Annotated in this window: 20 protein-coding genes; 5 read left to right on the top strand and 15 right to left on the bottom strand. The window is 69.5% G+C overall.

The genetic code is table 11. The features are described 5' to 3' along the window. Positions 1-29: 29 nt before the first annotated feature. From H3H36_RS20845 to H3H36_RS20805, 9 genes are all read right to left on the bottom strand, one after another. On the bottom strand, positions 30-587 hold the full coding sequence (locus H3H36_RS20845; RefSeq protein WP_182220011.1) for an FxDxF family PEP-CTERM protein: 558 nt from the start codon (positions 585-587) through the stop codon (positions 30-32). Between the two features lie 145 nt (positions 588-732). After that, the gene (locus H3H36_RS20840; RefSeq protein WP_182220010.1) at positions 733-1,932 is read right to left on the bottom strand and encodes an aminotransferase class I/II-fold pyridoxal phosphate-dependent enzyme; all 1,200 of its coding nucleotides are present in this window, start codon (positions 1,930-1,932) and stop codon (positions 733-735) included. 63 nt (positions 1,933-1,995) lie between these two features. Beyond that, positions 1,996-5,085, bottom strand: a complete 3,090-nt coding sequence (locus H3H36_RS20835) for an efflux RND transporter permease subunit (protein WP_182220009.1) — start codon at positions 5,083-5,085, stop codon at positions 1,996-1,998. Further along, positions 5,075-6,241 carry an efflux RND transporter periplasmic adaptor subunit gene (locus H3H36_RS20830; protein WP_182220008.1) on the bottom strand — a complete coding sequence of 389 codons (1,167 nt, stop codon included), beginning with the start codon at positions 6,239-6,241 and terminating at the stop codon, positions 5,075-5,077. Before H3H36_RS20830 ends, H3H36_RS20835 begins: the two co-directional genes overlap by 11 nt. A 1-nt stretch (position 6,242) precedes the next feature. Continuing rightward, positions 6,243-7,757, bottom strand: coding sequence for a TolC family protein (locus tag H3H36_RS20825; protein WP_182220007.1), 1,515 nt, complete (start codon positions 7,755-7,757; stop codon positions 6,243-6,245). Between the two features lie 67 nt (positions 7,758-7,824). Continuing rightward, positions 7,825-8,199, bottom strand: a complete 375-nt coding sequence (locus H3H36_RS20820) for a hypothetical protein (protein ID WP_182220006.1) — start codon at positions 8,197-8,199, stop codon at positions 7,825-7,827. Positions 8,200-8,352: 153 nt separating this feature from the next. Next, on the bottom strand, positions 8,353-9,732 hold the full coding sequence (locus H3H36_RS20815) for a sensor histidine kinase (protein WP_182220005.1): 1,380 nt from the start codon (positions 9,730-9,732) through the stop codon (positions 8,353-8,355). After that, positions 9,725-10,423, bottom strand: coding sequence for a response regulator transcription factor (locus tag H3H36_RS20810; protein ID WP_182162539.1), 699 nt, complete (start codon positions 10,421-10,423; stop codon positions 9,725-9,727). The genes H3H36_RS20815 and H3H36_RS20810 overlap by 8 nt, the downstream gene beginning before the upstream one ends. A 133-nt stretch (positions 10,424-10,556) precedes the next feature. Beyond that, the gene (locus H3H36_RS20805; RefSeq protein WP_182220004.1) at positions 10,557-11,357 is read right to left on the bottom strand and encodes a ferritin-like domain-containing protein; all 801 of its coding nucleotides are present in this window, start codon (positions 11,355-11,357) and stop codon (positions 10,557-10,559) included. 167 nt (positions 11,358-11,524) lie between these two features. Here H3H36_RS20805 and H3H36_RS20800 point away from each other — a divergent pair, with 167 nt between their 5' ends. Both H3H36_RS20800 and H3H36_RS20795 read left to right on the top strand, forming a co-directional pair. Then, positions 11,525-11,980, top strand: coding sequence for a hypothetical protein (locus tag H3H36_RS20800; protein ID WP_182220003.1), 456 nt, complete (start codon positions 11,525-11,527; stop codon positions 11,978-11,980). Then, the gene (locus tag H3H36_RS20795; RefSeq protein WP_182220021.1) at positions 11,977-12,966 is read left to right on the top strand and encodes a DUF2145 domain-containing protein; all 990 of its coding nucleotides are present in this window, start codon (positions 11,977-11,979) and stop codon (positions 12,964-12,966) included. Before H3H36_RS20800 ends, H3H36_RS20795 begins: the two co-directional genes overlap by 4 nt. An 80-nt stretch (positions 12,967-13,046) precedes the next feature. Here H3H36_RS20795 and H3H36_RS20790 read toward each other — a convergent pair whose 3' ends face one another. Further along, entirely contained in the window at positions 13,047-13,967 is a 921-nt protein-coding gene (locus tag H3H36_RS20790; RefSeq protein ID WP_182220002.1) for a LysR substrate-binding domain-containing protein, read from the bottom strand. A gap of 182 nt (positions 13,968-14,149) precedes the next feature. Here H3H36_RS20790 and H3H36_RS20785 point away from each other — a divergent pair, with 182 nt between their 5' ends. Continuing rightward, entirely contained in the window at positions 14,150-15,328 is a 1,179-nt protein-coding gene (locus tag H3H36_RS20785; protein ID WP_182220001.1) for an acyl-CoA dehydrogenase, read from the top strand. 4 nt (positions 15,329-15,332) lie between these two features. After that, the gene (locus H3H36_RS20780; RefSeq protein WP_182220000.1) at positions 15,333-16,574 is read left to right on the top strand and encodes a CaiB/BaiF CoA transferase family protein; all 1,242 of its coding nucleotides are present in this window, start codon (positions 15,333-15,335) and stop codon (positions 16,572-16,574) included. A gap of 168 nt (positions 16,575-16,742) precedes the next feature. Here H3H36_RS20780 and H3H36_RS20775 read toward each other — a convergent pair whose 3' ends face one another. From H3H36_RS20775 to H3H36_RS20760, 4 genes are all read right to left on the bottom strand, one after another. Continuing rightward, the gene (locus H3H36_RS20775) at positions 16,743-19,313 is read right to left on the bottom strand and encodes an ATP-binding protein (protein WP_182219999.1); all 2,571 of its coding nucleotides are present in this window, start codon (positions 19,311-19,313) and stop codon (positions 16,743-16,745) included. A gap of 90 nt (positions 19,314-19,403) precedes the next feature. Next, positions 19,404-19,796 carry a response regulator transcription factor gene (locus H3H36_RS20770; RefSeq protein WP_182219998.1) on the bottom strand — a complete coding sequence of 131 codons (393 nt, stop codon included), beginning with the start codon at positions 19,794-19,796 and terminating at the stop codon, positions 19,404-19,406. A gap of 90 nt (positions 19,797-19,886) precedes the next feature. Then, the gene (locus H3H36_RS20765; protein WP_182219997.1) at positions 19,887-20,504 is read right to left on the bottom strand and encodes a response regulator transcription factor; all 618 of its coding nucleotides are present in this window, start codon (positions 20,502-20,504) and stop codon (positions 19,887-19,889) included. Beyond that, positions 20,501-21,790: a sensor histidine kinase gene (locus H3H36_RS20760; RefSeq protein ID WP_182219996.1), complete on the bottom strand. Its 1,290-nt coding sequence runs from the start codon at positions 21,788-21,790 to the stop codon at positions 20,501-20,503. Before H3H36_RS20760 ends, H3H36_RS20765 begins: the two co-directional genes overlap by 4 nt. 480 nt (positions 21,791-22,270) lie before the next feature. Here H3H36_RS20760 and H3H36_RS20755 point away from each other — a divergent pair, with 480 nt between their 5' ends. Then, complete coding sequence (locus H3H36_RS20755; RefSeq protein WP_182219995.1) at positions 22,271-22,813, top strand: chemotaxis protein CheD; 543 nt, start codon at positions 22,271-22,273, stop codon at positions 22,811-22,813. Here the strand turns inward: H3H36_RS20755 and H3H36_RS20750 are convergent. Then, on the bottom strand, positions 22,765-25,329 hold the full coding sequence (locus H3H36_RS20750; RefSeq protein ID WP_182219994.1) for an EAL domain-containing protein: 2,565 nt from the start codon (positions 25,327-25,329) through the stop codon (positions 22,765-22,767). The two genes, H3H36_RS20755 and H3H36_RS20750, sit on opposite strands and share 49 nt — an antisense overlap. Between the last annotated feature and the right edge of the window lie 24 nt (positions 25,330-25,353).

The raw sequence follows: 25,353 nt of genomic DNA, 5'->3' as shown, positions 1-25,353 counted from the left end.
CACACGGGTGCGCCGGCGCGGCGGCAATCTCAGGCGAAGCGCGTGGATTGACGGCGCTGCTTGACCAGGCCGATCAGGCCCAGGCCGACGAACAGCATGGCTAAGCCTTCCGGTTCCGGCACGGCGCTGATGGTGCCGTTGCCAGCGAACGCGCCGCCGCCGTTGGAAACCATGTTGCCGCTCACTTTGACATAGTAGGAACCGGCGGCCAGGCTGGCGTCGCCCAGCGTCCACTTGTCGGTGGCGCCGCTCAGCACCTGGGTGCCGGCCATGGCCAGGGCGCCGTTCGCCTTGTACAGGCTGAAGCCGGTGATGTTCAGACCGTTCAGGGCGCTGGTGCTGGTCGAGGTCAGGATCAAGTCCAGCTTGGTGGTGCCGGCCGTGGTGAAGGTGAACTGGTCAGCGAAAGTGTCGTTCTTCAGGTTGGCCTTGAACTTGTCGCCAAAATGAGCGCTGCCGTTCGGCGCCAGCGTGATGGCGCTGGGTGCGGAACTGATATCGATCACGGTGGCCTGGGCGACAGGCGCCAGGGTCACAGCGGCCACGGTGGCCACGCTCAGCGCCAGGGCGCGGATTTGCTTGTTCATCTGTTTTCTACCGTTCAAAAAAGAGGCGCGCCTGCTCCGCCTGCCGTATTTATAAAGTTGAACTTAAGTTGCACTTAAATCATCGACGCGAAGATTACCATGGAAAATGGAATTTTGTCATCTTTTTTGTTTAGAAAGTAATTTCTCACACCCGCCCGGCCAGGCGCGCCATCACGGCCACGGCATGGTCGATCTGGGCCCGGGTGTGGCCGGCGTTCATCATGAAGCGCAAGCGGGCCTGGCCCAGCGGCGCGGCCGGGAACTGGATGGCGTCCACGTGGATGCCCTCCTTGCGCAGTTCCTGCGCGTGGCGCCGGCACTGGGCCGCGTCGCCGATCAGCACCGGCACGATGGGGGTGGCCGTGGACAGGATCTGGTAGCCGAGCGGCGCCATCTTCTCGACGAAATAGCGCTGGTTGTCCCACAGGCGCTGGCGGCGCTGCGGCTCCTGCTCCAGCAGGTCGAGCGCGGCGATCAGGGCGGCCGCCTGGTCCGGCGGCGGCGGGCAGGTGAAACCGTAGGCCGAGCTGGTCAGGCGGATCACGTCGGCGATCTCCTGTTCCACGGCCACGAAGCCGCCAATGGCGCCCAGCGCCTTGCTCAGCGTCCCCATCTGCATGATGCACGGGCTGTAGCAGTTGAAGTGCTCGGAAGTACCGCCCCCGTGTTCACCGAGGATGCCGGTGGCGTGGGCGTCGTCGATGTAGAGGATGGCGCCGTATTGCTCGGCCAGCGCCACCAGCTCGGGCAGCGGCGCGATCGTGCCTTCCATGCTGAACACGCCGTCGCTGACGATGATGGGACAGGTGCCCTCGGCCGCCTTGAGCAACTCCTCCAGGTGGTTCATGTCGCAATGGCGGTAGGTGTGGCGCTCGGCGCCCGACATCGCGATGCCCTCGCGGATGCTGATGTGGTTGAACTCATCCGAATAGTAGGCATACTTGCGGCGCGTCTTGGCGCGGTAGCCGTGCAGGCGGGCCAGCATGCCGGCCTTGACCAGCGACGACAGCACGCCAATGTTGGTCATGTAGCCCGTCACGAACAGCACGGCGTCGCTCTTGTGCTTGAGTTCACCGAGGCGGCGCTCCAGCGTGCGGTACACCTCCAGGTCGCCGCCCAGCAGGCGCGACTCGCAGTTGCCCACGCCGTAGCGGTCCAGCCCCGCCTTGGCGGCCGCCACCAGGCGCGGGTGGTTGGCCAGCGCCAGGTAGTTATTGGTGCTGAACGACACCACCGTCTCGCCCTGGGTGACGAAGGTGGGATCGGGCAGCGTGTCGTGCACGGCCGATTCGTGGTGGATGGGATGGCTTTCCAGCCAGGTGGCGATGTCGCTCAGGTCATGCATGGTGTGCTCTCTCAAGAATGAAGGTAAATGGCCGGTGTATGCCCCGGCCTGGTGCGCTCGCGCCTAGTCCTGGCTGGCGCGCTCCGCGAAATAGGGATAGGCCAGCGGCAGCAGCAGCAAGGTGAACAAGGTGGCCGACACGATGCCGCCCACGATCACCACCGCGAACGGACGCTGGGTTTCCGAGCCGATGCCGTGCGACAGGGCCGCCGGCAGCAAGCCCAGGCCCGCCATCAGGGCCGTCATCAGGATCGGGCGCAGGCGCTGGGCCGCACCCTCGGCCGCGCTGGCCGCCAGCGAGGCCGATCCCTTGGCCAGTTCCACGATCTGCTCCACCATGATCACGCCGTTCTGCACCGAGATGCCGGCCACGGCGATGAAGCCCACAGCCGCCGACACGGAGAAATGCAGGCCGGCCGCCGCCAGTGCGGCGATGCCGCCGATCAGCGTGAATGGCACGATGGCCAGGATCAAGAGCGCCTTGCGCACCGAACGGAAGGCCCAGAACAGCAGCGAGAAGATCAGCAGCACCGTGATCGGCACGATCACCTGCAGCCGCTGCACGGCCCGTTGCTGGTTCTCGAACTGGCCGCCCCACGTGATCTGGTAGCCGGCCGGCAGGTGCACCTGGGCCGCCACCTTCTGCTGGGCCTCGGCCACGAAGCTGCCCTGGTCGCGGCCCAGCAGGTTGGCCTTGACGGAGGCGTTGCGCTCGCCGGCCTCGCGGCTGATGCGGGCCGCGCCCTGGCGCACCTCGATGCGGGCCAAATCGCCCAGCGCCACCGTGCCCACCCCGCCGGGCAGGTTGATCTGCAGCGCCGCGATGTCGTTGACGGAGGCGCGGCTGCGCTCTTGCAGGCGCAGCGTGATGTCGAAGCGGCGCCCGCCTTCGAAGTAGGTGTTGACGGCCACCCCGGCCAGCGCCGTCTGGATGGCGCCGTTCACGTCGGCCACGTTCACGCCCAGGCGCGCGATGCGCACGCGGTCGATCACGATGTCGATCTCGCTCTGGCCGCCGATACGCACGGCCGCCACGTCGGCGGCGCCGGCGATGCCGTTCAAGATGGCGGCGATCTGCTCGCTGGCCTGGGTCAGCACGTCCAGTTCGGGGCCGCTGATCTTGACGGCGATCTCGCCCTTCACGCCCGACAAGGCTTCCTCCACGTTATCCTCGATCACCTGCGAGAAGTTGGTGGGCACGCCGGGCATGCGGCGGATACGGGCCGAGATGTCGGCCACCAGCGCATCCTTGTCGTCGAAGCGCCAGCTGGAACGGGGCGCCAGGTCGGCCAGGATTTCCATGTTGTTCGGCCCTTTCGGGTCGGTGCCGTCGTCGGGACGGCCCACGTGCGAGATCACGTTACCCACTTCCGGATAGCTTTTCAGGATGGCGCGCACCTTGTGCTCGATGGCCTGGGTCTTCTCCAGCGCGGCCGAATTGGGCAGGCTGATGGTGAGCCAGATATTGCCCTCATCGAGCTTGGGCAGGAATTCGCTGCCCAGCAGCGGCGCCAACGCCAGCGTGACAGCCAGCACGGCGCCAGAGGCCGCGAACACCAGCAGTGGCCGGGCCTGGGCCCGCGCCAGCACGCGCCGGTAGCTGGCCGTCAGGCGCGCCATCCAGGCGCTGTGGCGCTCGGCCATCGGGTGGCGCTTGACGGTCCACGCCAGCAGCGACGGCACCAGCGTCATGCTCAGCACGATGGCGCCCAGCATGGCGAAGGACAGCGTGAAAGCCACCGGCGAGAAGATCTTGCCTTCCACCCGCTGGAACGTATAGATGGGGATGAAGGCGACGATGATGATGGCCTTGGCGAACAGGATGGGATGGCCCAGTTCCACCACCGTCTGCTTGAGCGTGCGCTTGCGCCAGGCATACGGCGACAAGTCGCCGGCCGGGTCGTACTCGTGCAGCGCCAGGCGCACCATGAGCGCCTCCACCAGCACCACGGCGCTGTCGATGATGATGCCGAAGTCCACCGCGCCCAGCGAGATCAGGTTGGCCGGAATGCCGCGCGCGTCGAGCATGATGAAGGCGAACAGCAGCGACAGCGGGATCACGGTGGCCACGATCAGGGCCGCGCGCCAGTTGCCGAGGAAGACGATCAGGATGGCGATCACCAGCGCCGCACCCACCAGCAGGTTCTCGCCCACCGTGTGCACCGTGTGCTTGATCAGCTGGGTGCGGTCGTAGATGGTCTTCAGGCGCACGCCCTTGGGCAGGCGGGCGTTGACGGCGTCCACGGCCAGCTTGACGTCGGCCACCACCTTGGCCGCGTTGCTGCCCTTGCTCATCTGGACGATGCCTTCGACCACGCTGTCATTGTCGTTGAAGGCCACCACGCCCGAACGGGGCCGGAAGCCTGCGCTCACCGTGCCCAGGTCCGACACCAGCACCGTCTTGCCGGCCGTGGCGCTGACGATGACGCGGCCAATGTCGTCCATGCTGTTGAAGATGCCGATGCCGCGCACCAGCAGCGCCTCGTCGCCGCGGCGCACCTGGCCGCCGCCCACGTTGGCGCTGTTGGCCGCCAGCGCCTGGCTGACCTGGTCGATCGTCACGCCATAGCGCTTGAGGGCGGCCGGATCGACCTGCACCTGGTATTCCTTGACGGTGCCGCCGAAGCTGACCACGTCGGCCACGCCGGACACGATGCGCAGCTGGGGCCGCACCACCCAGTCCTGCAGCGCCCGCACTTCGTTCGGGCCCATGCCCGGCGGCGCCTCGACGATGTAGCGGAACACTTCGCCCACGGCCGTCGTCAGCGGCGCCAGGCCCGGTTGCAGGCCCGGTGGCAGCGTCACGTTCTGCAGCTTTTCCAGCACTTGCTGGCGGGCGAAGTAGTCGTCCGTGCCGTCCGCGAAGGTCAGCGTGACGACGGACAGGCCGCTGATGGTGACCGAACGCAGCTGGGTCTGGTGCGGCACGCCGCTCATCTCGCGCTCGATGGGCAAGGTGACGGCGCGTTCCACTTCCTCCGGCGCCTGGCCCGGATACTGGGTCACGATCTGCACCTGCACGTCCTGCACGTCGGGGAAGGCTTCGATCGGCAGGTTGTTGAACGCGCGGATGCCGAAGGCGGCCAGCGCCGCCGTCAGGATCAGCACGAACACGCGCTGGGCCAGGACGAAATCGATCAGCTTACTGAGCATGCGCCGCCACCTCGGCGTTCAGCAGGAACGCGCCTTCCGTCACCACGCGCTCGCCGCCCGTCAGGCCCGCGTCCGCGTAGCTGGTGTCATGGCCGCGCAAGGCGATGCCCACGCGGCGCTTCTGGAACGTGCCCGGATGCACTTCCACGTACACATATTCATAGCGCCCTTCCACGAACAGGCTGCTGTTGGGCAGCTGCACGGCCTTGTGGGCGCCGTCGCGCGCCAGGAAGGACACGCGGGCGAACATCTCCGGCTTCAGCTTCAGGTCGGCGTTATCCACGGCACAGCGCACCTGGATACGGTGCGTGACCGGGTCCAGCGTCTGCCCTACCCGCTCCACCCTGGCCGGGAACTGCACGCCGGGATAGGCGTCCGTCTCCAGCGCCACGTCCTGGCCGGCCGCGATGGCGCCCGCGCCCCGCTCCGGCACGTCCACCACCAGCCACAGGTGGCGCAAGTCCGTCACCACGAACAAGGGATTGGGCAGGTCGGGCCGCACTTCCTGGCCCGGGTTGAGCTGGCGCTCGGCGACCACGCCATCGATGGGCGCGCGCAGGCCGAAGCTGCCGTCGTCGCGGGGGCCGGCGTTCAGGTTGGACAGGCGCTGGGCCGCGCGGCGCGTCTCGGCGCTGGCCTGGGCCAGGTCGGCCTGGGCCGACTCGTAATCCTTGCGGGCCAGGACTTCGCCGCCGTACAGGGCCTGGGCCCGTTCGTAGGCCATGCGCTTGCGGCCTTCATCGGCCTGGGCCTTGCGCCAGTCCGCCTGCGCCGTGGCCAGCTCCGGCGCGTCCAGCGTCGCCAGCACGGCGCCACGGTGGACGGTGTCGCCCGGCTCGGCCCGCAGCGCCGTCACGCGGCCGGCGATGGGCGAGCTGACGCGGGCCGTGCGATTCTCGTCATAGGTGATGCGGCCGTTGACCGGCTCGGCCACGGGCAAAGCGCCCGCCGCCAGCGCGCTCACCTTGAGCGAGGACCACTGGGGCGCGTTGGCGTCGAAAGTGATGGTGTCGGGAACGGCCTTGGGTGCGGCCGGCGTGGCCGCGCCGTTGGCGTGCGGCGCCTGCGACGCGTGCACGAAATGAATGCTGGCGGCCAGCGCGGCCAGCACGGCCACCGTGGCGGCGGCCCGCTTGAATACTACTTGAGTGCTCATGTTATTTTCCTTCCGAGACGGCCGCCTGCAGGGCCGCTACTGATTTGGCGTAATCGGCGCGCGCGGCCAGCGCGTCCAGCTGGGCGCTGCGGTAGGTGCGGCGCACGTCCAGCAAATCCATGATGCCCAGCGCGCCGCGCTGGAATGCGAATTCGGCGGCGTCGGCCGACTTGCCGGCCGCCCGCAGCAATTCCTCGTCGTCGCGGCGCAGCTTCTGGCCGGCCGTACGCACCTGTTCCAGGCTCAATTCCAGTTCCGCCCGCGCGCGCTGGCGCACTTGCTGCAAGCGCTGCTGCGCGCTGTCGAGCGCGAGATCGGCAGCCCGCAATTCGCCCTGGTAGGCGTAGCGCACTTGCAGTGGAATTTGCAGCGCGATGCCAAAGCTGTTGCCGCTGCCGAGCGGATTGGCGGCGCTGGTCGGATAATGTTCGGCCTGCACGCCCACCGTCACATCAGCGCTGCGCGCGGCCAGCGCCAGCTTGCGGCCAGCTTCGGCCGCCTCCACGCGCGCCTGTGCGGCCGCCACGTCGGGCCGGCGGGCCAGTGCTGCTTGCAGCGCGTCGGCCGTAGCAAGGGCAGCACCATCCACGTTGGGGCTTGCGTTGAGGCTTAAATTGGGGTCGGGATTGCCGCTGGCGATGGGCCTGCCGTTGGCGTTGGCCACGCCGGCGGCTGGCGGCGCAGCCGGCACGGGCGCGCCCTGCGCCAGCGACTCGGCCAGCCACGCCGATTCGGGCCGCACGGCAGGCCAAGCGTCGGCCACCTGCAATTGGGCCGCCTGCTCCGGCTGGCCGATCAGCATGGCCAGCACCTGGCGCGCCGCGTAGCGCTCCGCCCCGGCCTGGGCCGCGTCGTTATGGGCGCGCAGCGCGTCCACCTGCACCCGGGCCACGTCGGCCGGGGCCAGGTCGCCCGCCTTGAGGCGCTTGCGGGCTGCCTCCACCGTCAGGTCGTACAGGCGCGCGCTGTCGTCCATGATGGCCAGCCGGCCCTCGGCGGCCAGCAGGTCGTAATAAGCCTGGCTCACTTGCAGCAGCACCTGGCGCCGCGTCTCGCGCGCATCCTGGGCACTGGCCGCGGCCAGGCTGCCGGCGCTGGCCACGCGCAGCCGGCGCTTGCCGCCGCGCTCGATCAACTGGTCGATGCGGATCGCGCTGTCGACCGTCTTGTTGCGCAGCGAGCCGGCGCCCACGCCCGCGTTGGGGTTGATGTTGAAGCTTTGCAGCGTGAGCGTGGGGTTGGGCGCGGCGCCGGCGATGGTGACGGCCGCGTCGGCGCTGGCCGCGTCCAGCGTGGCCAGGCGCAGGTCCGCGTTATGGGCCAGCGCCAGCGCGGCGGCCTGGCGCAAGTCCAGCGCCTGGGCTTGCGCCGCTGCCGGCGCCACGGCCAGAGTCGCTGCCAGAGTAGCGGCCAGCAGCGCAGGCAAGAACGCGGGCAGGCGCACAGGCAGCAGCACAGGCGCACGCGCGGCCAGCGGCGCGCGCGCGGCGGGCTTGAATTGAAAATGGAAAACCATGGTTGCAGCAGTCGGTTGCGGGTGCCTGCCGTATGACGGCACCCCGGTGAATCGTGGCGGACGCGCGTCAGGCCGCGGGCGGTGGCATCACGCGCGAGATACGCGACAGCTTGCCCTGGTCGCAGTCCTGCGGCCACAGCTCGACCCGGTCGCCCAGCTTGACGGGCATGTCACCGGGCAGTTCGGCCACTTCCACCATCATGCGGCGCGAATGGCGGTAGTCGATGCGCACGAAACGGTGGCTGGCCAGTTCCCCGGCCGGCACGCCGGCCAGGCAGCGCGGCAGCTCGCTGCGCGGGGTGCTGGCGTCGTAGAAGCCGGAGACCCAGCCGTGACGGGCGCCGTTCTTCCAGTCCACGTCATGCGCGGCCGGCAGGGGCGCGCAGGCGCCGCACGCGACGGCGGCGGCCAGTGCCAGTGGGGTATATATCGATTGCTTCATGTCTGCTCCGCTGAGGGCGCCGGCGAAGGCCGGCGCGCACGCGCCAGCCGATACGGCGGCGCGCTCAGATGGTAAAGGGCGGCACATTACCGCAACCTTGCGCAGACATTACAAATTGGTAAGGTGGCGCCGGCGCCGGGCCCGGATCACGGATCAGGGTTCGGCCCCAGGGCCGGTGCCGGGCGTGGCGGCCGGCAGCACAATGCGCGCCAGCAGGCCGGGCTGATGGTCGGCCAGCTCCAGCGCGCCCCCATGGAGCGCGGCCGTGGCCTGCACGATGGACAGGCCCAGGCCATTGCCGGGCAGGTTGCGGCTCTGGTCGAGCCGGTAGAAGCGCTCCGTCACCCGCCCCAGTTCGGCCGCCGGTATGCCGGGACCATTGTCGCCCACGGCGATGGCCACCTTGCTATCGTGGGCGCCGGTGGCGAGCACGATGGCCGCGCCCTGCCCCGCGTACTTGAGCGCGTTGTCGAGCAGGCTGGCCACGGCGCTGGCCAGCAGGTTGCGGTCACCCAGCACCACGGCCTGTGGTGCCAGGGACAGCGACAAGCGCGCCCCCACCTCCTCGGCGCTGGCCTCGTACATCTCGGCCAGGTCCTCGGCCACGCGGTTCAAGTCCACGCTCTCGAACAGGCGCGCGCGCACGCCCGATTCCGCTTCCGCGATCTGCAGCAACCGTTCGAACAGCCGGATCAGGTCATCGATGTCGTCGATCGCGTCACGGGCCGCCCCCTCCAGCGCGCCCGCGTCGCGCGCGTGGCGCAGCGCATCCTCCAGCTTGCCGCGCACGCGGCCCAGCGGCGTGCGCAAGTCGTGGGCGATGGCGTCGGAGACGTGGCGCACGCCATCCATCAGCAATTCGATGTGGTCCAGCATGCGGTTGATGTCACCGTTCAGGCGCGCGAATTCATCGTCGCCGCGCACGGGAATGCGGCGGCTCAGGTCACCGGCCTCGATCTGCTCGGCCGTGCGGCGGATGGCGCCCAGCCGGATCTCGATCTGGCGCCGGAACAGCAAGGCGCCGGCCACCGTAAAGAACAGCGACAGCACGGCGCCCGACGCCAGCGCGCGCCACACGAGCGCGCGAATAGCTTCCTGCTCGCTCAAGTCGCGCCCCACGATCAGCAACGAGCCGTCGGGCAGCAGCCGGCGGTGCAGCCGGGCCGGCGTGATACGGCCATCGCGCACCACGTCCGCGCTTTGCAGCTCGCCTTCGAAGCGGCCGGGCCACGCGCTCAGGTTACCGGCCAGGACACGGCCGTCGCCGCGCTGCAGCAGGAAGATTTCGCGGTCGCTGTCGATGCCGTCGCTGAGCTGGCGGCGCACTTCGATGGCCAGCGCGGCGCTGCTGTCAGCGTGGCCCTGGGCCAGCAAGCGGTCCGACAGCGCCATGATGCGGCCATCGATATTGCGGTCCAGCACTCCGATGGTGCCCACGTAGAACACGGCCGACACGGCCACCATGGACACCATGCCCAGCACGCCGTAGCCCAGCACCAGCTTGGCGGCGATGGAGCCGCGCAGCTTAAGCATGGCCCGCTTCCGGCGGCCGGGCCGACAGGCAGTAGCCGATGCCGCGCAAGGTGTGAATCAGCGCGGTGGGGAAATCCTTGTCGATCTTGGTGCGCAGGCGGCTGATCTGGACGTCGATCACATTGGTCTGCGGGTCGAAATGGTAGTCCCACACGGCCTCCAGCAGCATGGTGCGGGTGACCACCTGGCCTTCGTGGCGCATCAGGTATTCGAGCAGGCGGTATTCGCGCGGCTGCAGCGCGATGGCGCGGCCGTCGCGCGTGGCGCGCATGGCCCGCAAGTCCAGCTTCAGGTCGGCCACCTGCAGCTGGGTGCCATCCTGGCCCGGCACGGCGCGCCGCAGCAGCGCCTCGATGCGGGCCAGCAGTTCGGAAAAGGCGAATGGCTTGGACAGGTAGTCGTCGGCCCCGCCACGCAGGCCCGACACGCGCTGCTCGATGTTGGTCAGCGCGCTGACGATGATGACGGGCGTCTGCTTGCCCAGCGCCCGCAGCCGCTCGACGATGGCCAGGCCGTCGATCCCGCCCGGCAGCATGCGGTCCATGACGATGATGTCCCATTCCGCGCCGATGGCGTAATCGAGCCCCTCCTGCCCGGTGGCGCAGGCCGTGACCGTGTAGCCAGCCTCGCGCAAGCCTTTGCAGATGTAGCGCGCGGTGTCGGTTTCGTCTTCAATGACCAGGCAGTGCAAGGTCGCCTCCGTGGTTCGTCAGCATGTCAGGTTGTGGGATGGGGGGATGCCGGGCCGGCGGGGCCGCGGCGTGGGAAATCATACAACAGCGGGCCCGCGCAAACAAAGCGCGGCGTCGCCGCCGGCCGGCGGCTCACGTCCACGCGTCCAGCTCCCCGTCCGTGAAGCCGGCCTGACGGCGCGCATCCCGGTTGAACGGGCCGCGCACGGGCGGGGCCTTGTAGCGCACCAGCAGCTCCTCATACGTGGCGACGGGATCCACGCCACGCTGGCGGCACAGGTAGCCGTACCAGCGGTTGCCGATCTCCACGTGACCGATCTCGTCGCGCAGGATGATGTCCAGTATCCCCGCGGCCACCGCGTCGCCGGCCTGGGCCAGCTTGGCCCGCAGCGGCGGGATCGCATCGAGCCCGCGCGCCTCGAGCGTGCGCGGCACCAGCGCCATGCGGGCCAGTGCATCGCCGCTGGTCTTCTCCACCATCTCCCACAGGCTGCCGTGGGCGGAGAAGTCGCCGTAGGCATGCCCCAGCGTGCCCAGGTGCCGCGCCAACAGCGTGTAATGGATGGCTTCCTCGCGCGCCACGCGCAGCCAGTCCGTGTAGTACGGTTGCGGCATGCCGGGAAAACGCCACAGCGCGTCCAGCGCCAGGTTGACGGCGTTAAATTCGATGTGGGCCAGCGCGTGCACCAGCATGGCGCGCCCTTCCACCGTCACCATCGAGCGCCGGCCCACGAGACGCGGCAGCACCAGTTCAGGGCGCGCCGGGCGGCCGGGAATGCCATCCGGCGCGGCCAGGGCCGCCTCCACGGCCAGCGTGCAGCTGCCGTCCGCATGGGCGGCCGCCATCGCGGCCACGGCGGCCACCTTGGCCTGCGGATCGCACTCCAGCAGGCAGCGCAGCGCCCACGCCCGTAATTCATTTGGCAACGCCATGCTCGATCCTGATCGCAGAAAAGGGCGCAGTGTAACAAATCCCGGTGTGGCGCCGGCGCCAATCGCGCCGCCGGCGGGCCCGTCATGCGTTATGATGTCACGCCGTCGCATATTGCCGCATAGCATGCAACGGTGCTGACCGCCATTCCATCATCAAGGATATTGTTGTGCAAATTTCTACCTCTGTTCGTCTCGCAGCGCTGGCTGGCGCGCTGGCGCTGGGCTTGAACGCCCACGCGGAAAGCTTCGCTTCCTCGGCCTCGAGCGCCGGTTCCGCTTCCAGCGGCAGTATCTCGACTTCGCTGGGCGACTCCAGCAACAGCTCGTCGGGCGGAAACAAGGTGGCCGATGGCGCCTACCGCATCATCGACATCGCCGCCACGCCCCAGCGCGCCGGCATGGCCCGCGTGACCATGCTGGGCGAGCTGCCGGGACAGCGCGTGGTGCTGGACCTGCCGCAACAGACCTTCGCCCAGCAGCACCTGGACAAGGGTGACTTTATCTACGCCCAGAACCGCGCCTATGGCATCGCCTTCGCCCGCAACGATACGCGCGCGCCGTTCTACCTGGTGCTGGCCGACGACTGGTACGGCGAACTGGCCGCCCGCCCCGTCGGTATCTGACATTGCGCCGCGCGCTTCTGCGGGGGATCGCCGGCGCGGCGCTGGCTTGCGCGGGCGTCGCGCATGCCGCCGGCCTGTCGGGCGCCTCGCGCTTTTGCGACAGCCCGCATGAACTGAACGCGACGGAACAGGACCACCTGCTGCGCTTCGCGGCCGTGGTGCGCGAGGAACTGGACGCCAGCGCCGGCAGCGTGGCCCTGGTCAGCCGCTCTGGCCTGGACCTGTCGCGCTTTGGCATCCGCTATTCCCATGCGGCGCTGGCGTGGCGCAGCGCGCCCGCCGTGGCCGCCGATGGCGCGCCAGGTGGCGCAGAAGATGGCACGCCCGGTGGCGGCACGGCGCCGACTACCGGCGCCTGGTCCGCCCGCCAGCTGTACTACGCCTGCGATGAAAGCCGGCCCCGCATCTACGACCAGGGCCTGGCCGGCTTCGCCATGGGGACGGACGATCCGGCCCTGGGCTACATTTCCGTGTTGCGCCTGCCCGCCGCCGCCACGCCGCCCCTGCGTACGGCCCTGCTGGACAATCCACGCGCCCTGCACCTGCTGGCCGACCAATACAGCGCCAACGCCTATGCCTACGGCCTGGCCTACCAGAACTGCAACCAGTGGCTAGTGGAGATGCTGGCCGTGGCTTGGGCCGGCATGTCCGATGCGGACGACCTGCGCGCGCGCGCCCAGGACTGGCTGCGCGCCCAGGGCTACGCGCCCGATCCGGTGGACGTGGGCTCGCGCCTGCTGATGCTGGCGCCCTGGTTCTTCCCGCTGCTGCACCTGGACGACCATCCGCTGCCGGACCGCGACGCCATGCGGCTGCAAGTGAGCCTGCCCGCCGCGCTCGAATCGTTCATGCGCCAGCGCGTGCCCGACAGCGAGCGCGTGGAAATCTGCCACGACGACAAACAAGTGGTGGTCCACCATGGCTGGAACCCCGTGGCCGAGGGCTGCGTGCCAGGCCCGGACGACCGCGTGGTGCCCTTCGACTGACCGCGACGCGCCTTCGGACCGGGGCGACGCACCGTTCGGCCGCGGCGGCGTACCGCTAAACCGAAACAATGCGCACGCCCTCAGGCGCCAACCACAGGCGCGCCCTGCCCCGCCTGCGCCAGCAGCCAGCGGCGGAACTGTTCAACGGGCGGCTTCTCGTGCGCGCTGTCCGGGGTGATCAGGTAGTAGGCCCGCGCGCCGCCCAGCGGACGGTCGCACACCAGTTGCAACTCGCCCCGCGCCAGTTCCGATTCCACCAGCATGGCAGGCATCAGCGCCACGCCCAGGCCGTGCGTGGCGGCCGTGGCCAGCATGGAAAACAATTCATAGCGCGGCCCCTGCATGGCCTGCTCCGTGCTCACCTCCATCGCCTCGAACCATTGGCGCCACGCTTCGGGACGGGTGCTCTGCTGCAGCAAAGGCAAGGTGGCGATATCGCGCGGGGTCCAGCGCTTGCGCCCGGCCAGCAGGCGCGGGCTGGCCACCGGCACCACCGTCTCGTGCATCAGCAGCACGGCCCGCGTGCCGGGCCAGTTGGCGATCTGCTCGGGACTGCCCGCGTACAGGGCCGCGTCATATTCGGCCTCGGTGAACATGAAGGGCCGGGTCTCGGCATCGATATGGACCGTGATATCGGGATGCACGCGCTGCATATCCTGCAAGCGGGGCAGCAGCCAGCGCGTGGCGAAGGTGGGCACGGAGGCCAGCCGCACCACGCCGCCGCTGCCCTGGCGCGCCATGGTGTCGAGCGTGTCCCGTTCCAGCCCGGCCAGCCGCAGCGCCACCTGCTGCGCGTAGGCCGCGCCGGCCGGCGTGAGCGCCACTCCGTGGCGGGTGCGCTGGAACAGCCGCACCCCCAGGAAACTCTCCAGGCTGGCCACCTGGCGCGACACGGCGCCCTGCGTGAGCGACAGCTCGCGCGCCGCGTGGGTGTAGCTTTGGTGCCGCGCGGCGGCCTCGAAGCAGGTCAGCGATTGCAGCATGGGGATTTTTCTGGTCATGTCTGGCCGGCGCGAACAGGCGCGCCAAAGGGGAGAAAATCACGCCAGTATGCCTCAAGATATGAGCGCCATGCATATCTGAGTGCGAATAAATCGTTTGCGCGCCTGCCCGGCCGCCACTAAGATGGTGCCATCCGATTCCATGCCGGCCTCGCGCCGGCCTACCCCACCAGGAGACAAACATGAGCAAAGCCGCCTTTCACTGGGATTCCCCGTTCCTGCTGGACGAACAGCTGACGTCCGACGAACGCGCCGTGCGCGACGCCGCCCGCGACTACAGCCAGGGCAAGCTGGCCCCGCGCGTGCTGGAAGCGTTCCGCCACGAGAAGACCGATCCCGCCATCTTCCGCGAGATGGGTGAACTGGGCCTGCTGGGCGTAACCATTCCCGAAGCCTACGGCGGCGCCGGCATGAACTACGTGTGCTACGGCCTGGCCGCACGCGAAGTGGAGCGCGTCGATTCGGGCTACCGCTCGATGATGAGCGTGCAGTCGTCGCTGGTGATGGTGCCGATTTATGAATTCGGCTCCGAAGCGACCAGACAAAAATACCTGCCCAAGCTGGCCAGCGGTGAATTGATCGGCTGCTTCGGCCTGACGGAACCGAACCACGGCTCCGACCCCGGCAGCATGATCACCCGCGCCCGCAAGGTGGCCGGCGGCTACGAGCTGACCGGCGCCAAGATGTGGATCACCAACAGCCCGATCGCCGACGTGTTCGTCGTCTGGGCCAAGGACGATGAAGGCGCGATCCGCGGCTTCGTGCTGGAAAAAGGCTGGAAGGGCCTGAGCGCGCCCGCCATCCACGGCAAGATGGGGCTGCGCGCCAGCATCACGGGCGAGATCGTGATGGACGCCGTGTTCTGCCCCGAGGAGAACGCCTTCCCCGACGTGCGCGGCCTGAAAGGCCCGTTCACCTGCCTGAACAGCGCCCGCTACGGCATCGCCTGGGGCGCGCTGGGCGCGGCCGAGGATTGCTTCGCCCGCGCACGCCAGTACACCATGGACCGCAAGCAGTTCGGTCGTCCGCTGGCCGCGAACCAGCTGATCCAGAAGAAGCTGGCCGACATGCTGACGGAAATCGCGCTGGGCCTGCAATCGTGCCTGCGCCTGGGCCGCATGAAGGATGAAGGCACGGCCGCCGTGGAACTGACCTCCGTCATGAAGCGCAACAGCTGCGGCAAGGCGCTCGACATCGCCCGCATGGCGCGCGACATGATGGGCGGGAACGGCATCAGCGACGAATTCGGCGTGGTGCGCCACCTGGTCAACCTGGAAGTGGTCAACACCTACGAAGGCACGCACGACGTGCACGCGCTGATCATCGGCCGCGCCATCACCGGCCTGGCTGCCTTCTCGTAAGCACATGGAAGCGACCGCACAACGGGCCGCGCCGCTGCGCGGCATCAAGGTACTGGACCTGTCGCGCGTGCTGGCCGGCCCGCTGGCTGGCCAGGTGCTGGGCGACCTGGGCGCCGACGTGGTCAAGGTGGAGCGCCCCGGCCAGGGCGACGACACGCGTTCGTGGGGCCCGCCCTACCTGCACAACGCCAGCGGCGAGCACCGCGACGCGGCCGCCTACTTCCTGTGCGCCAACCGCAACAAGCGCTCCGTCACCATCGACATGGCGCAGCCGGAAGGCCAGGCGCTGATCCGCCAGCTGGCCATGGAGGCGGACGTGGTGCTGGAGAACTTCAAGCTCGGCGGGCTGGCCCGCTATGGCCTGGACGCCCCCAGCCTGCTGGCCCTCAACCCGCGCCTCGTGTACTGCTCGATCACGGGTTTCGGGCAGGATGGCCCATACGCGGCGCGCGCCGGCTATGACTTCCTGATCCAGGGCATGGGCGGCTTGATGAGCGTCACGGGCGCCGCCGAGGGCGAGCCGGGCGCCGGCCCGCAGAAGGTGGGCGTGGCGCTGACGGACGTGATGACGGGGCTGTACGCGGCCATCGCCATCCAGGCCGCGCTGGCCGAGCGGGCCCGCTCCGGCCTGGGCCAGCATGTGGACCTGGCGCTGCTCGACGTGCAGATCGCGGGGCTGGCCAACCAGGCGTCGAACTACCTGGCCGGCGGCGTGCTGCCGGGCCGCATGGGCAACAGCCATCCCAACATCGTGCCCTACCAGGACTTTCCCACGGCCGATGGCGACATGATCCTCGCCATCGGCAACGACGGCCAGTTCGCCAGGTTCTGCGCCGTGGCAGGCTATCCGGAATGGGCGCGGGACGAGCGTTTCGCCACCAACCCGCAGCGCGTGGCCAACCGCGTGGTGCTGATCCGGCAGATGCGGCAAGTGACCATCACGCGCGACACGGCCGACTGGATCGCGGCGCTGGAGGCGGCCGGTGTGCCATGCGGCCCGATCAACCGTATCGACCAGGTGTTCGCCGACCCGCACGTGCAAGCGCGCGGCCTGCGCATCGAAGTCGCGCATCCCACGCTGGGCGCCGTGCCGCTGGTGGCCAACCCGATGCGGCTGGCCGCCTCGCCCGTCGCTTATCGTCTGGCGCCGCCCACGCTGGGCCAGCACACGGACGAAGTGCTGCGCGAATGGCTGCGGCTGGACGAGGAACAACTGGCCGGCCTGCGCCAGCGCGCGATCCTGTGATACGGCGTCGTTGACGCTTGCGATACGCCGCCGGCACCGATGCCGGCGGCGCCTCCCCGATCAGGTCTTCCTGTATGCGCCTGGCACGAATGAAAGGCCGGCGATGACGAGGAATATGATCGCACCGAACCAAACGGCCACGCCGGGTCCGGGGATCGTCATCCGTCGTCACGCCATTCCTTCCGCCTCCTCGATCAGCCGGCACAGTTGCCGGTACTGGTATTGTTGCAGCATCGCGGCCACGGCCTCCACCAGCGGGCCGTGCCCGGCCCGGTACGGGGCCAGGATGTCGAGCACCTTGGGCTGGTTCAATTCGCGCAGCGCGCCCCGCAGCGCGGCCCGCACCGATGCCGGCAAGCGGGCCATCTGGGCCGCCGTGGCCGCCGGCGCTGCCGGCGCCGCCGGCCCGTCCGCCGCGCGCGGGCGGCGCTCGAACACCACCCCCAGCAGCCGCTCCAGCACCTGGAACAAGGCTTCCTGCTCCACCGGCTTGCGCAAAAAGTCATCGGCGCCGGCCGCCAACGCCTGCTGGCGCTCCTCCTCGAACGCGGAGGCGGTGAGCACCACCACGCGGGGCTGGGCCGCCACGCCGCCACGCAGCCGGCGCGTCAATTCCAGCCCGTCCATGCCGGGCATGCGCCAGTCGACCAGCAGCAGGTCCACGGCTTCGCGCGCCAGCACTTCCAGCGCCGCCGTGCCACTGTCGGCCGACAGCACGACAAAACCGAGCGGCGCCAGCAAGCTCACCAGCAGCTGGCGGCCATCGGCGTTATCGTCCACCACCAGCACGCGCTTGCCGCGCTGCCGCGGCGCCAGCCCGCACACTTCCGCCTGCGCCTCCGCCGACGGCGCCAGCCGGCTGACATCCTCCGCGCCGGCCGCCAGCGTGAAACTGAACACGGTCCCCTGGCCGGGTGCCGATTCGACGGCCAGCGTGCCGCCCATCAGCTCCACGAAATCACGCGAGATGGCCAGCCCCAGCCCCGTGCCTTCCTTGCCGTCCCCATCGTCGGCACGGTAGAACGGCTCGAAGATGCGGGCCTGGTCGGCGCTGGCGATGCCGATGCCGCTGTCGCGCACGGCGAAATCGAGCCAGTAGCCCCCCTCCTCGCGCGCCCGGCCACGCAGTTCCAGCATCACCTGGCCCCGCTCGGCGAACTTGACGGCGTTCGACATCAGGTTCAGCAGCACCTGGCGCAGCTTGGCGCCATCGAGCCGCACGGCCGGCGGCAGGTCGTGGCAGCGCAGCGTGAGCGCCACCCCGGCCTGGCCGGCGCGGGCCCGCACCATGTCCACCGCTTCGCGCGCCAGCTCGCCCGGATCGACCGCCTCGCTTTGCAGCACGGCGCGCCCGGCCTCGATCTTGGACAGTTCCAGGATGTCGTTGATCAGCCGCAGCAACTGCTGGCCGGCCCGGTGGATGATGGCCAGGTTGCGCTTCTCGTCGGTGCCCATGGTGGCCGACTCGCCCATCAGGCGCGAGAAGCCGATCACGGCATTGAGGGGCGTGCGCAGTTCATGGCTCATGGTGGCCAGGAACACGCTCTTGGCCCGGTTGGCGGCCTTGGCCTCGCTGACGGCCGCCGACAGGGCCGCCGTGCGCTCGGCCACCAGTTCCTCCAGGTGATTGCGGTGGCGCAGCAGCTCCTGCTCGGCCAGGCGGGCCGCCGTCACGTCGTAGTTCACGCCCACCATGCGCAAGGCGTGGCCTTGTGCGTCGCGGAAGATGAGCGACTCGGCCCGGATGGTGCGAATGCTGCCGTCCGGCCAGCGGATGCGAAATTCCGTCGCGTATTCGCGCTCGCCGCGCAGGGCGGCCGCCACCTCGGCCGCCGCGGCCGGCAAGTCCTCGGGCAGCACGGCCGCGCTCCAGGCCGCGTAGGCGCCGCAGAACTGGTCGCGCTGCACGCGGAACTGCTCGAACATCTTGTCGTCCCACACCAGCTCGTCGCGCACCACGTCCCAGTCCCAGATCCCCACGCCGGCCGCTTGGGTGGCGATCTGCAACCGTTCCTGGCCCTGCTGCAGGTCGCGGTAGCGCTTGTCGAGCAACGCCACCATGTTACGCACCGACGCGCTCAGGGTGCGCAGTTCGCCATAAAAGCGCACGCCGGGGCGCATCAGGCCCGGCCCGCCCGCCTCCACCGAGGCCGCGTACTGGCCCACGGCCTTGAGCGGCTTGAGCATCAGATGCCACAGCAGCAGGTAGACGCTGGCCACCAGCGCCGCGTCCAGCACCACGATGATGCCGACGATGGCCAGCCGGCTGCGCCGCAATTCGGCCAGCAGCGGCGCCGGCGTGGCGTACACGGCCACCTCGCCCACGCGCTGCCCTTCCACCATGATGGGGCGGGTGGCGCGCAGCAGGCTCGCGTCCGTGGGCACGGCGCCGCCGCCGCGCAAGGCGCCGCTGGCGTCGCGCCGCACCACGTAGTCGAGCTGGCTGGGCCTGGCGCTGACGACGGCCGCCTGCAGGTTGCGGTTGCTCAGCGCGCTGAACATGAGCACCTCGATCTGGCTGGGATCGAAGTTCCAGACCGGCAGCGCCACCGCCACGGCCAGCTGGTCGGCGCTGGTGGCCAGCGTCTGGCGCAGCGCGTCCCAGCGCCGCTCGCGCTCCATGTCGTAGTACAGCAGGGCGAACGCCAGCAGCACCAGCGTGACGACGCCCGTCAGCGTGGCGCTGACGATCAGCGCGATGGAAGCATCGCGCGCCGGGCGGATGGGCGTGGCGCTCATGGGATGGCGCCATCCGTGCGCACGCGCCGGGCCAACGCCGCCAGCGCGGCGCCCGGCCACGCGCGCCGCGCCACCATGCGGGGCGTCATGTCACGTCCCCCGCGGCCGCTGCGGCAGCCGCGCCACCGCCTGCAAGGCCCCCAGCAGGTCGCTGGAAGTGAACGGCTTGTGCAGAAAGGCCAGGCAGCCCAGGGCCTGGGCCCGCCGCTGGCTGGCCGCATCGGCCTGGCTGGTGATGAAGATGATGGGCGGCGCCGTGCCCTGCTCCACCAGGCGCTGCTGCAGCTCGATGCCCGAGATGCCACCGAGGTCGATGTCGAGCACCAGGCAAGCCGCGGCCTCGCCCTGGGGCCGGGCCAGGTACTGCTCGGCCGAAGCGTACAGGCGCGAGCCATAGCCGCAGGCCCGCAACAGCCGTTCCAGCGCCTTCAGCAACGCCGCGTCGTTCTCCACGATCGCCACCACCGTCTGTGCGCTCGTCATGTCCGCCTTCCCTGTCCGCCACCCCTGGTGCACACTGTAGCGCAGCCGGCGGGCGCCGTATCTTGTCCTTTGGTGCCATAGGCCACGGCGTCAGCCCTTGAGCACGCCGAGCCGGATACCCATGGTGACCAGGTCGGCCACGGAATCGGCGCCCAGCTTTTCCATCACGGCCTGGCGCTGGGCCTTGACCGTGCGCTCGCTGTTGCCCAGCGCGTAGGCGATCTGCTTGTTCATCAAGCCCTGGATCACCAGCGCGAATACTTCCCGCTCGCGCGCCGTCAGGCTGGCATGGCGCTGGCGCAAGTCGGCCAGCCCGGCCCGCCCGGCGGCGGCGGCCGTCCAGCGCCGCACCGCGCGCTCGATCACGTCCACCAGGGCGTCACGGGTGATCGGCTTGAGCAGGTAGTCCTCGGCCCCGGCCTTGATGGCGCGCACGCTGGTGGCGATGTCGGCGCTGCCGGTCAGGAACACGATGGGCAGGATGCTGCCGCACGCGGCCAGGTGTTCCTGCAGTTGCAGCCCCGTCAAGCCCGGCATGTGGACGTCGAGCAGGATGCAGCCTGCTTCATCGTCGGGGGCCGCGTCCAGAAAGGCGCTGGCCGACTCGTAGCTGCACACCCGGTAGCCCGACACGGCCAGCAGCCGGCCCAGCGCGGCCCGCAGCGAGACGTCGTCGTCGATGACATGGATCAGCGGCGACGGCGTCATGGCGCGTCCCCCGCACCCTGCTCCGGCAGCGCCTCCCGCGGCAGGCGAAAACCCACCACGGCGCCGCCATCGGGGCAGTTGCCGGCCCAGATCTGGCCGCCGTGCTCGCGCACGATGGCCGCCGCGATGGACAATCCCAATCCCATGCCGCCTGGCTTGGTGGTGAAGAACGACTCGAACACCCGCTCCAGGTCGCACGTGAAGCCGGCCCCGTGGTCGCGCACCAGCACTTGCGCCTGGCCCCCGGCCAGCGCCGCCGAGATCTCCAAGCGGCGCGCGCCGGGCGGCAAGTCCGCCATGGCGTCCATGCCGTTCAGGATCAGGTTGATCATCACCTGCTGCAGCTGGATGCGGTCGGCCGCCACCGGCAGCGCCGGGCCGTCCAGCGCCAGCGTCAGCGCGCACTGGCGCACCCTGGCCTCGCTGGCCAGCAGCATGGCCGCCACCCGCACCACCTCGTTCAGGTCCAGGCTGGCCGTGACGGCCTCCGACTTCTTGAGCAGGTCGCGCATGCTCTGTATCAGTTCACTGGCGCGCAGGTCATCGCGCCGGATGTCGGCCAGGATCTCGGCCACCTCGGCCAGCGCCGGGCGTTCCATGTTCAGGAACAGTTCGGCCGCCTCGGCGTTGCTCATGATGGCCGCCAGCGGCTGGTTCAGCTCATGCACCAGGGCCGCGCAATAGACGGTGGCGCTGGCGTTGCGGTTCATGTGGGCGATCTCCGACAGGCGCAAGCGCGACTCGCGCTCGGCCAGGTCGCGCAACTGCCGTTCGCCCAGCAGCGACAGCCGGGCCTGGGCCAGTTCCTCGGCCTTGGCCTCGACCAGCTGTTCCAGGTGCGCGTTCTGGTAGGCCAGGCGCTGGCGCAGGCGGGCGAGCTCCAGGTGGGCCAGCACGCGCGCCTGCACTTCCTCGAACTGGTAGGGCTTGGAGATGAAATCGACACCGCCCACGGCGAAGCCGCGCAGCTTGTCGTCCGTGTCGGTGCAGGCCGACAGGAAGATCACGGGCACCTCGCGCAGGCGCGCATCGTCCTTGAGCTGGCGGCACACTTCGTAGCCATCCATGCCCGGCATGCGGATGTCAAGCAGGATCAGCTCGGGCGGCTGGCCACGGGCCGACCACAGGGCCAGCTCGCCATCGGGCGCCGGGCGCACGCGGTGGCCCGCCTCGCTCAGCAGGCCGGTCAACAGCTGCAACGAGGCCGGCGTGTCCTCCACGACAAGGATGTCGCCCTGCGCGGGCCGCTCCGGGGGAGCATACGCTGGTGTCACCGGATTTGTCATGCCACGCTGTTCGCCTCGTCTGTCTCGATGCCTCCATGATAGCGCCAATAGTTTGCGGCGGCGAAGAAAAAGATCAGGCACCGTCACATTCCCGCCAGCCGTAAGTGCGCCCCCGCCATAGCCGCCTTGCCGCGCCCCGTGCCCCGCGTGTGGACGGCCCTCACCCGCGCCGGCCGCATGCAAAAGCGGCTGAACAGCGCTTCATCGGGCTCGCCATCGGGATAGTCGCGCAGGGCCACGTAGGCTGGTCAGACGCGCCCACCGTTAATCTGTTGAACAGGAGTGCCCTGCTGCCTGCCGCCGCAGATGGTACCGGACCGGGGAACGGCTGTAACTTGTACTTTGGTGCAGTGGCGCGGCCCTTGCCCCCTGCACCTAAGTACAACAGACAGGCGCGCTGCGGCCGCCTATAGTGGGCGTATCCAGGGAGGCGCGGGCGCTGTTCCCGCCCACCAGCCAGCCATCGCGGAGTCCCATCGCATGCAACGCGCGCACCGAGTTACCGACATCTTCCTGTTACCCGGCCAATACTTCGTGGGCAACCAGGTACACCGCATCCGCACCGTGCTCGGTTCCTGCGTCTCGATCACGCTGTGGCACGCGCGACGCCGCGTGGGCGCCATGTCGCATAGCGTGCTGCCCGCGCCCGACAGCGTGCGCGCCGGCCAGCCCGACGCGCGCTACTGCGCCGATGCGCTGGAGATGATGTTGCGCGATCTGGCCGCCCTGGGCGCGGCGCCGGGCGAGTGCCAGGCCAAGGTGTTCGGCGGCGCCAGCATGTTCGCCCAGCCACTGCTGGGCGACGGCCACGACATCGGCCGCCGCAACGGCGAGCTGGCGCTGCGGCTGCTGCGCGAACGGCACATCCCGGTCGCCTCCGAGAGCCTGTACGGCCACGGCCACCGGCGCATCGTGTTCAGCGTGGCCAGCGGCGATGTGTGGAGCCAGCAAGTGGCGGCGAGCAGCGCCGCGCCTTACCGGGCCAGGGACGGGGAACGGGGGCGGCTGGCCGGCGCCGTATAGGACGCGGTGGACGCCGCGGGCAGGCGGGCCAGGCGTGGCTCGACCTCTTGCGCCGGCTGGGCGCGCCCGAACAGCCAGCCCTGCACCTGCGGGCAACCGATGGTGCGCAACATGGCCGCTTCGTCCTCCGTCTCCACGCCCTCCATCACCACCGTCATGTCGAGCGCGTCGGCCATGGCCAGGATGGCGCGCAGCACCGCCACGTCGCGCCGGCTGTGGCCCGTGCCGGCCAGCAGCGAGCGGTCCACCTTGAGCGTGTCGAGCGGCAGCGACTTGAGGTAGACGAAGGACGAATAGCCGACGCCGAAATCGTCGATGGCCAGCGAAATGCCGCGCGCGGCCAGCGCGTGCAGCACGCCTTCACACTGCGCGCAGCCATCGATGGCCTGGCTCTCGATCAGTTCCAGCTGCAGGTATTCGGCCGGGAAGCCGGTATCGGCCAGGATGGTGTCCACGTCGTGCAGGAAGCCTTCCCAGCGCAGCTGGCGCAGCGACAGGTTGACGGCCATGGTGCCGAACACGTAGCCCGCGTCCAGCCAGGCCCGCCCCTGGCGGCACGCCTCGCGCAGCACGCCCTGGCCCAGCGGGATGATGAGCGCCGTCTCCTCGGCGATGGGGATGAAGCGTCCCGGCGCCAGCAAGCCCAGCGTGGGATGCTGCCAGCGCACCAACGCCTCCAGCCCCACCACGGCGCCGTCGGCCAGGTCCACCTTGGGCTGATAGTGCAGCACAAGCTCGTCGCGCTCGAGCGCCTGGCGCAAGTCGCTCTCGATCTGCAGCTGCTCGTTGGTGTCCGTGTTCATCTGGCCGATGAAGAACTGGAAGTTGTTCTTGCCGGCGCCCTTGGCTTCGTACATGGCGCGGTCCGCGTGCAGCACCAGCGTTTGCGCGTCCTCGCCATCGTCCGGATACATGCTCACACCGATGCTGGGCGTAACGTAGATTTCCTCGCCGGTGATGTGGAATGGCGCGCCGATCGTGTCCAGCAGCTTCTGCGCGATGTGGGCCACGTGGCGCGCGTCGCCCACGTCTTCCAGCAGCAGCGTGAATTCGTCGCCGCCCAGGCGGGCCACGGTGTCCGTCTCGCGCACGCAGGCGCGCAGGCGCTCGCCCACCATCTTGAGCAGCTCGTCGCCCACGCCGTGGCCCAGGCTGTCGTTGACGAGCTTGAAGCGGTCCAGGTCCACGAACAGCACGGCGCTGCGGTGCTGGGTGCGCTGGGCGCAGCGCAGCGCGTGTTCCAGCCGCTCGCCGAACAGCGAACGGTTGGGCAAGCCCGTCAGCGCGTCGTGGGTGGCCAGGTAGTTCAGCCGCTCCTCGGCCATGCGGCGCTGGGTGATATCGGCGAAGATGGCCGCGTAATGGGTGCACACGCCGGCGTCGTCGCAGATGCTGGAGATGGTCAGGTGTTCCAGGTACAGCTCGCCATCGCGCCGGCGGTTCCAGATCTCGCCCTGCCAGCAGCCCGTCTCGGCCAGCTGGGCCCACATCTGCTGGTAAAACTCGGGCGACTGGCGCTTGGAACTGAGCATGCTGGCGTTGCGGCCGATGGCTTCCTCGGCGCTGTAGCCGGTCAGCGTCTCGAAGGCCGGGTTGACGCGCTCGATGGTGCCGTCGGCGCGCGTCACCATCACCCCTTCCAGGGTCGACTCGAACACGCGGTCGGCCAGCCGCAGGTGGTAGCGCGACTCCCACAGCGCCTGGTCGCGCTCGCGCAGGGCCGCGCCCAGTTCGGACACATATTCATCCTCGATGCTGCTGAGGATATCGTTAAAGCTGAGCAGGCCCACCAGCCGCTCATCGTCATCGAGCACGCCCAGGTGGCGAATCTTGTTCTGGGCCAGCATCTTGCGGGCCAGGTACAGGCTCTGGCCGGCCTGCACGCTGCGCAAGGGCCGGCTGGCGTGCTGGCCCACCGTGCCCGATGCGCCGCCGCCGTTGGCGATCAGGCGCACGATGTCGCGCTGGGTGAAGATGCCATGGCCGCCGTCGGCATAGGAGATGATGGCCGCGTCACGGCCGCAGCGGCGCATCTCGGCCACGGCTTCATCGAGCGCCATCTCCTCGGCCAGCACCAGCGGCGTATGGCAGGGAATGGAACTGACGGCCCGCATGCGCAGGAAGAACTCCGCGCCCTGGTTGAGCACCACGTCGCTTTGCGACAGCATCCCCAGACGCTGGCCCCGCTCGTCCACCACCAGCAGGTGGCGGATGCCGTTGCGCTTGAACTGCACGGCCGCCTCGCCCACCAGCAGCTCGCCCTGGATGGTCTGCACCGGCCCGCTCATGGCCGACGACACCGGCAGCGTGGCCAGCGCCGGGTTGGACAGGTCGAAGTGCAGCACGTCACTTTCCGTGAAGATGCCCACGGCCTCGTCGCCGTCCAGCACCAGGATCGAGCTGCAGCGGCGCGCCGCCATGAGCCTGGCCACCTCCAGCAGCGAGGTATCGGGGGCGCACGCGAGCAGATCGCGCGTGACGAGCCGCTTGATGGGGAATTCGCAACTGAGAAGCATGGCCTTGCGCCGTGTTGGCGCCCA

This window comes from Rugamonas fusca, from assembly GCF_014042365.1.
GTDB classification, from domain to species: Bacteria; Pseudomonadota; Gammaproteobacteria; order Burkholderiales; family Burkholderiaceae_D; genus Rugamonas; species Rugamonas fusca.
The sequence above is the reverse complement of the archived record's forward strand: the minus strand, read 5'-3'. Positions and strand labels throughout refer to the sequence as shown.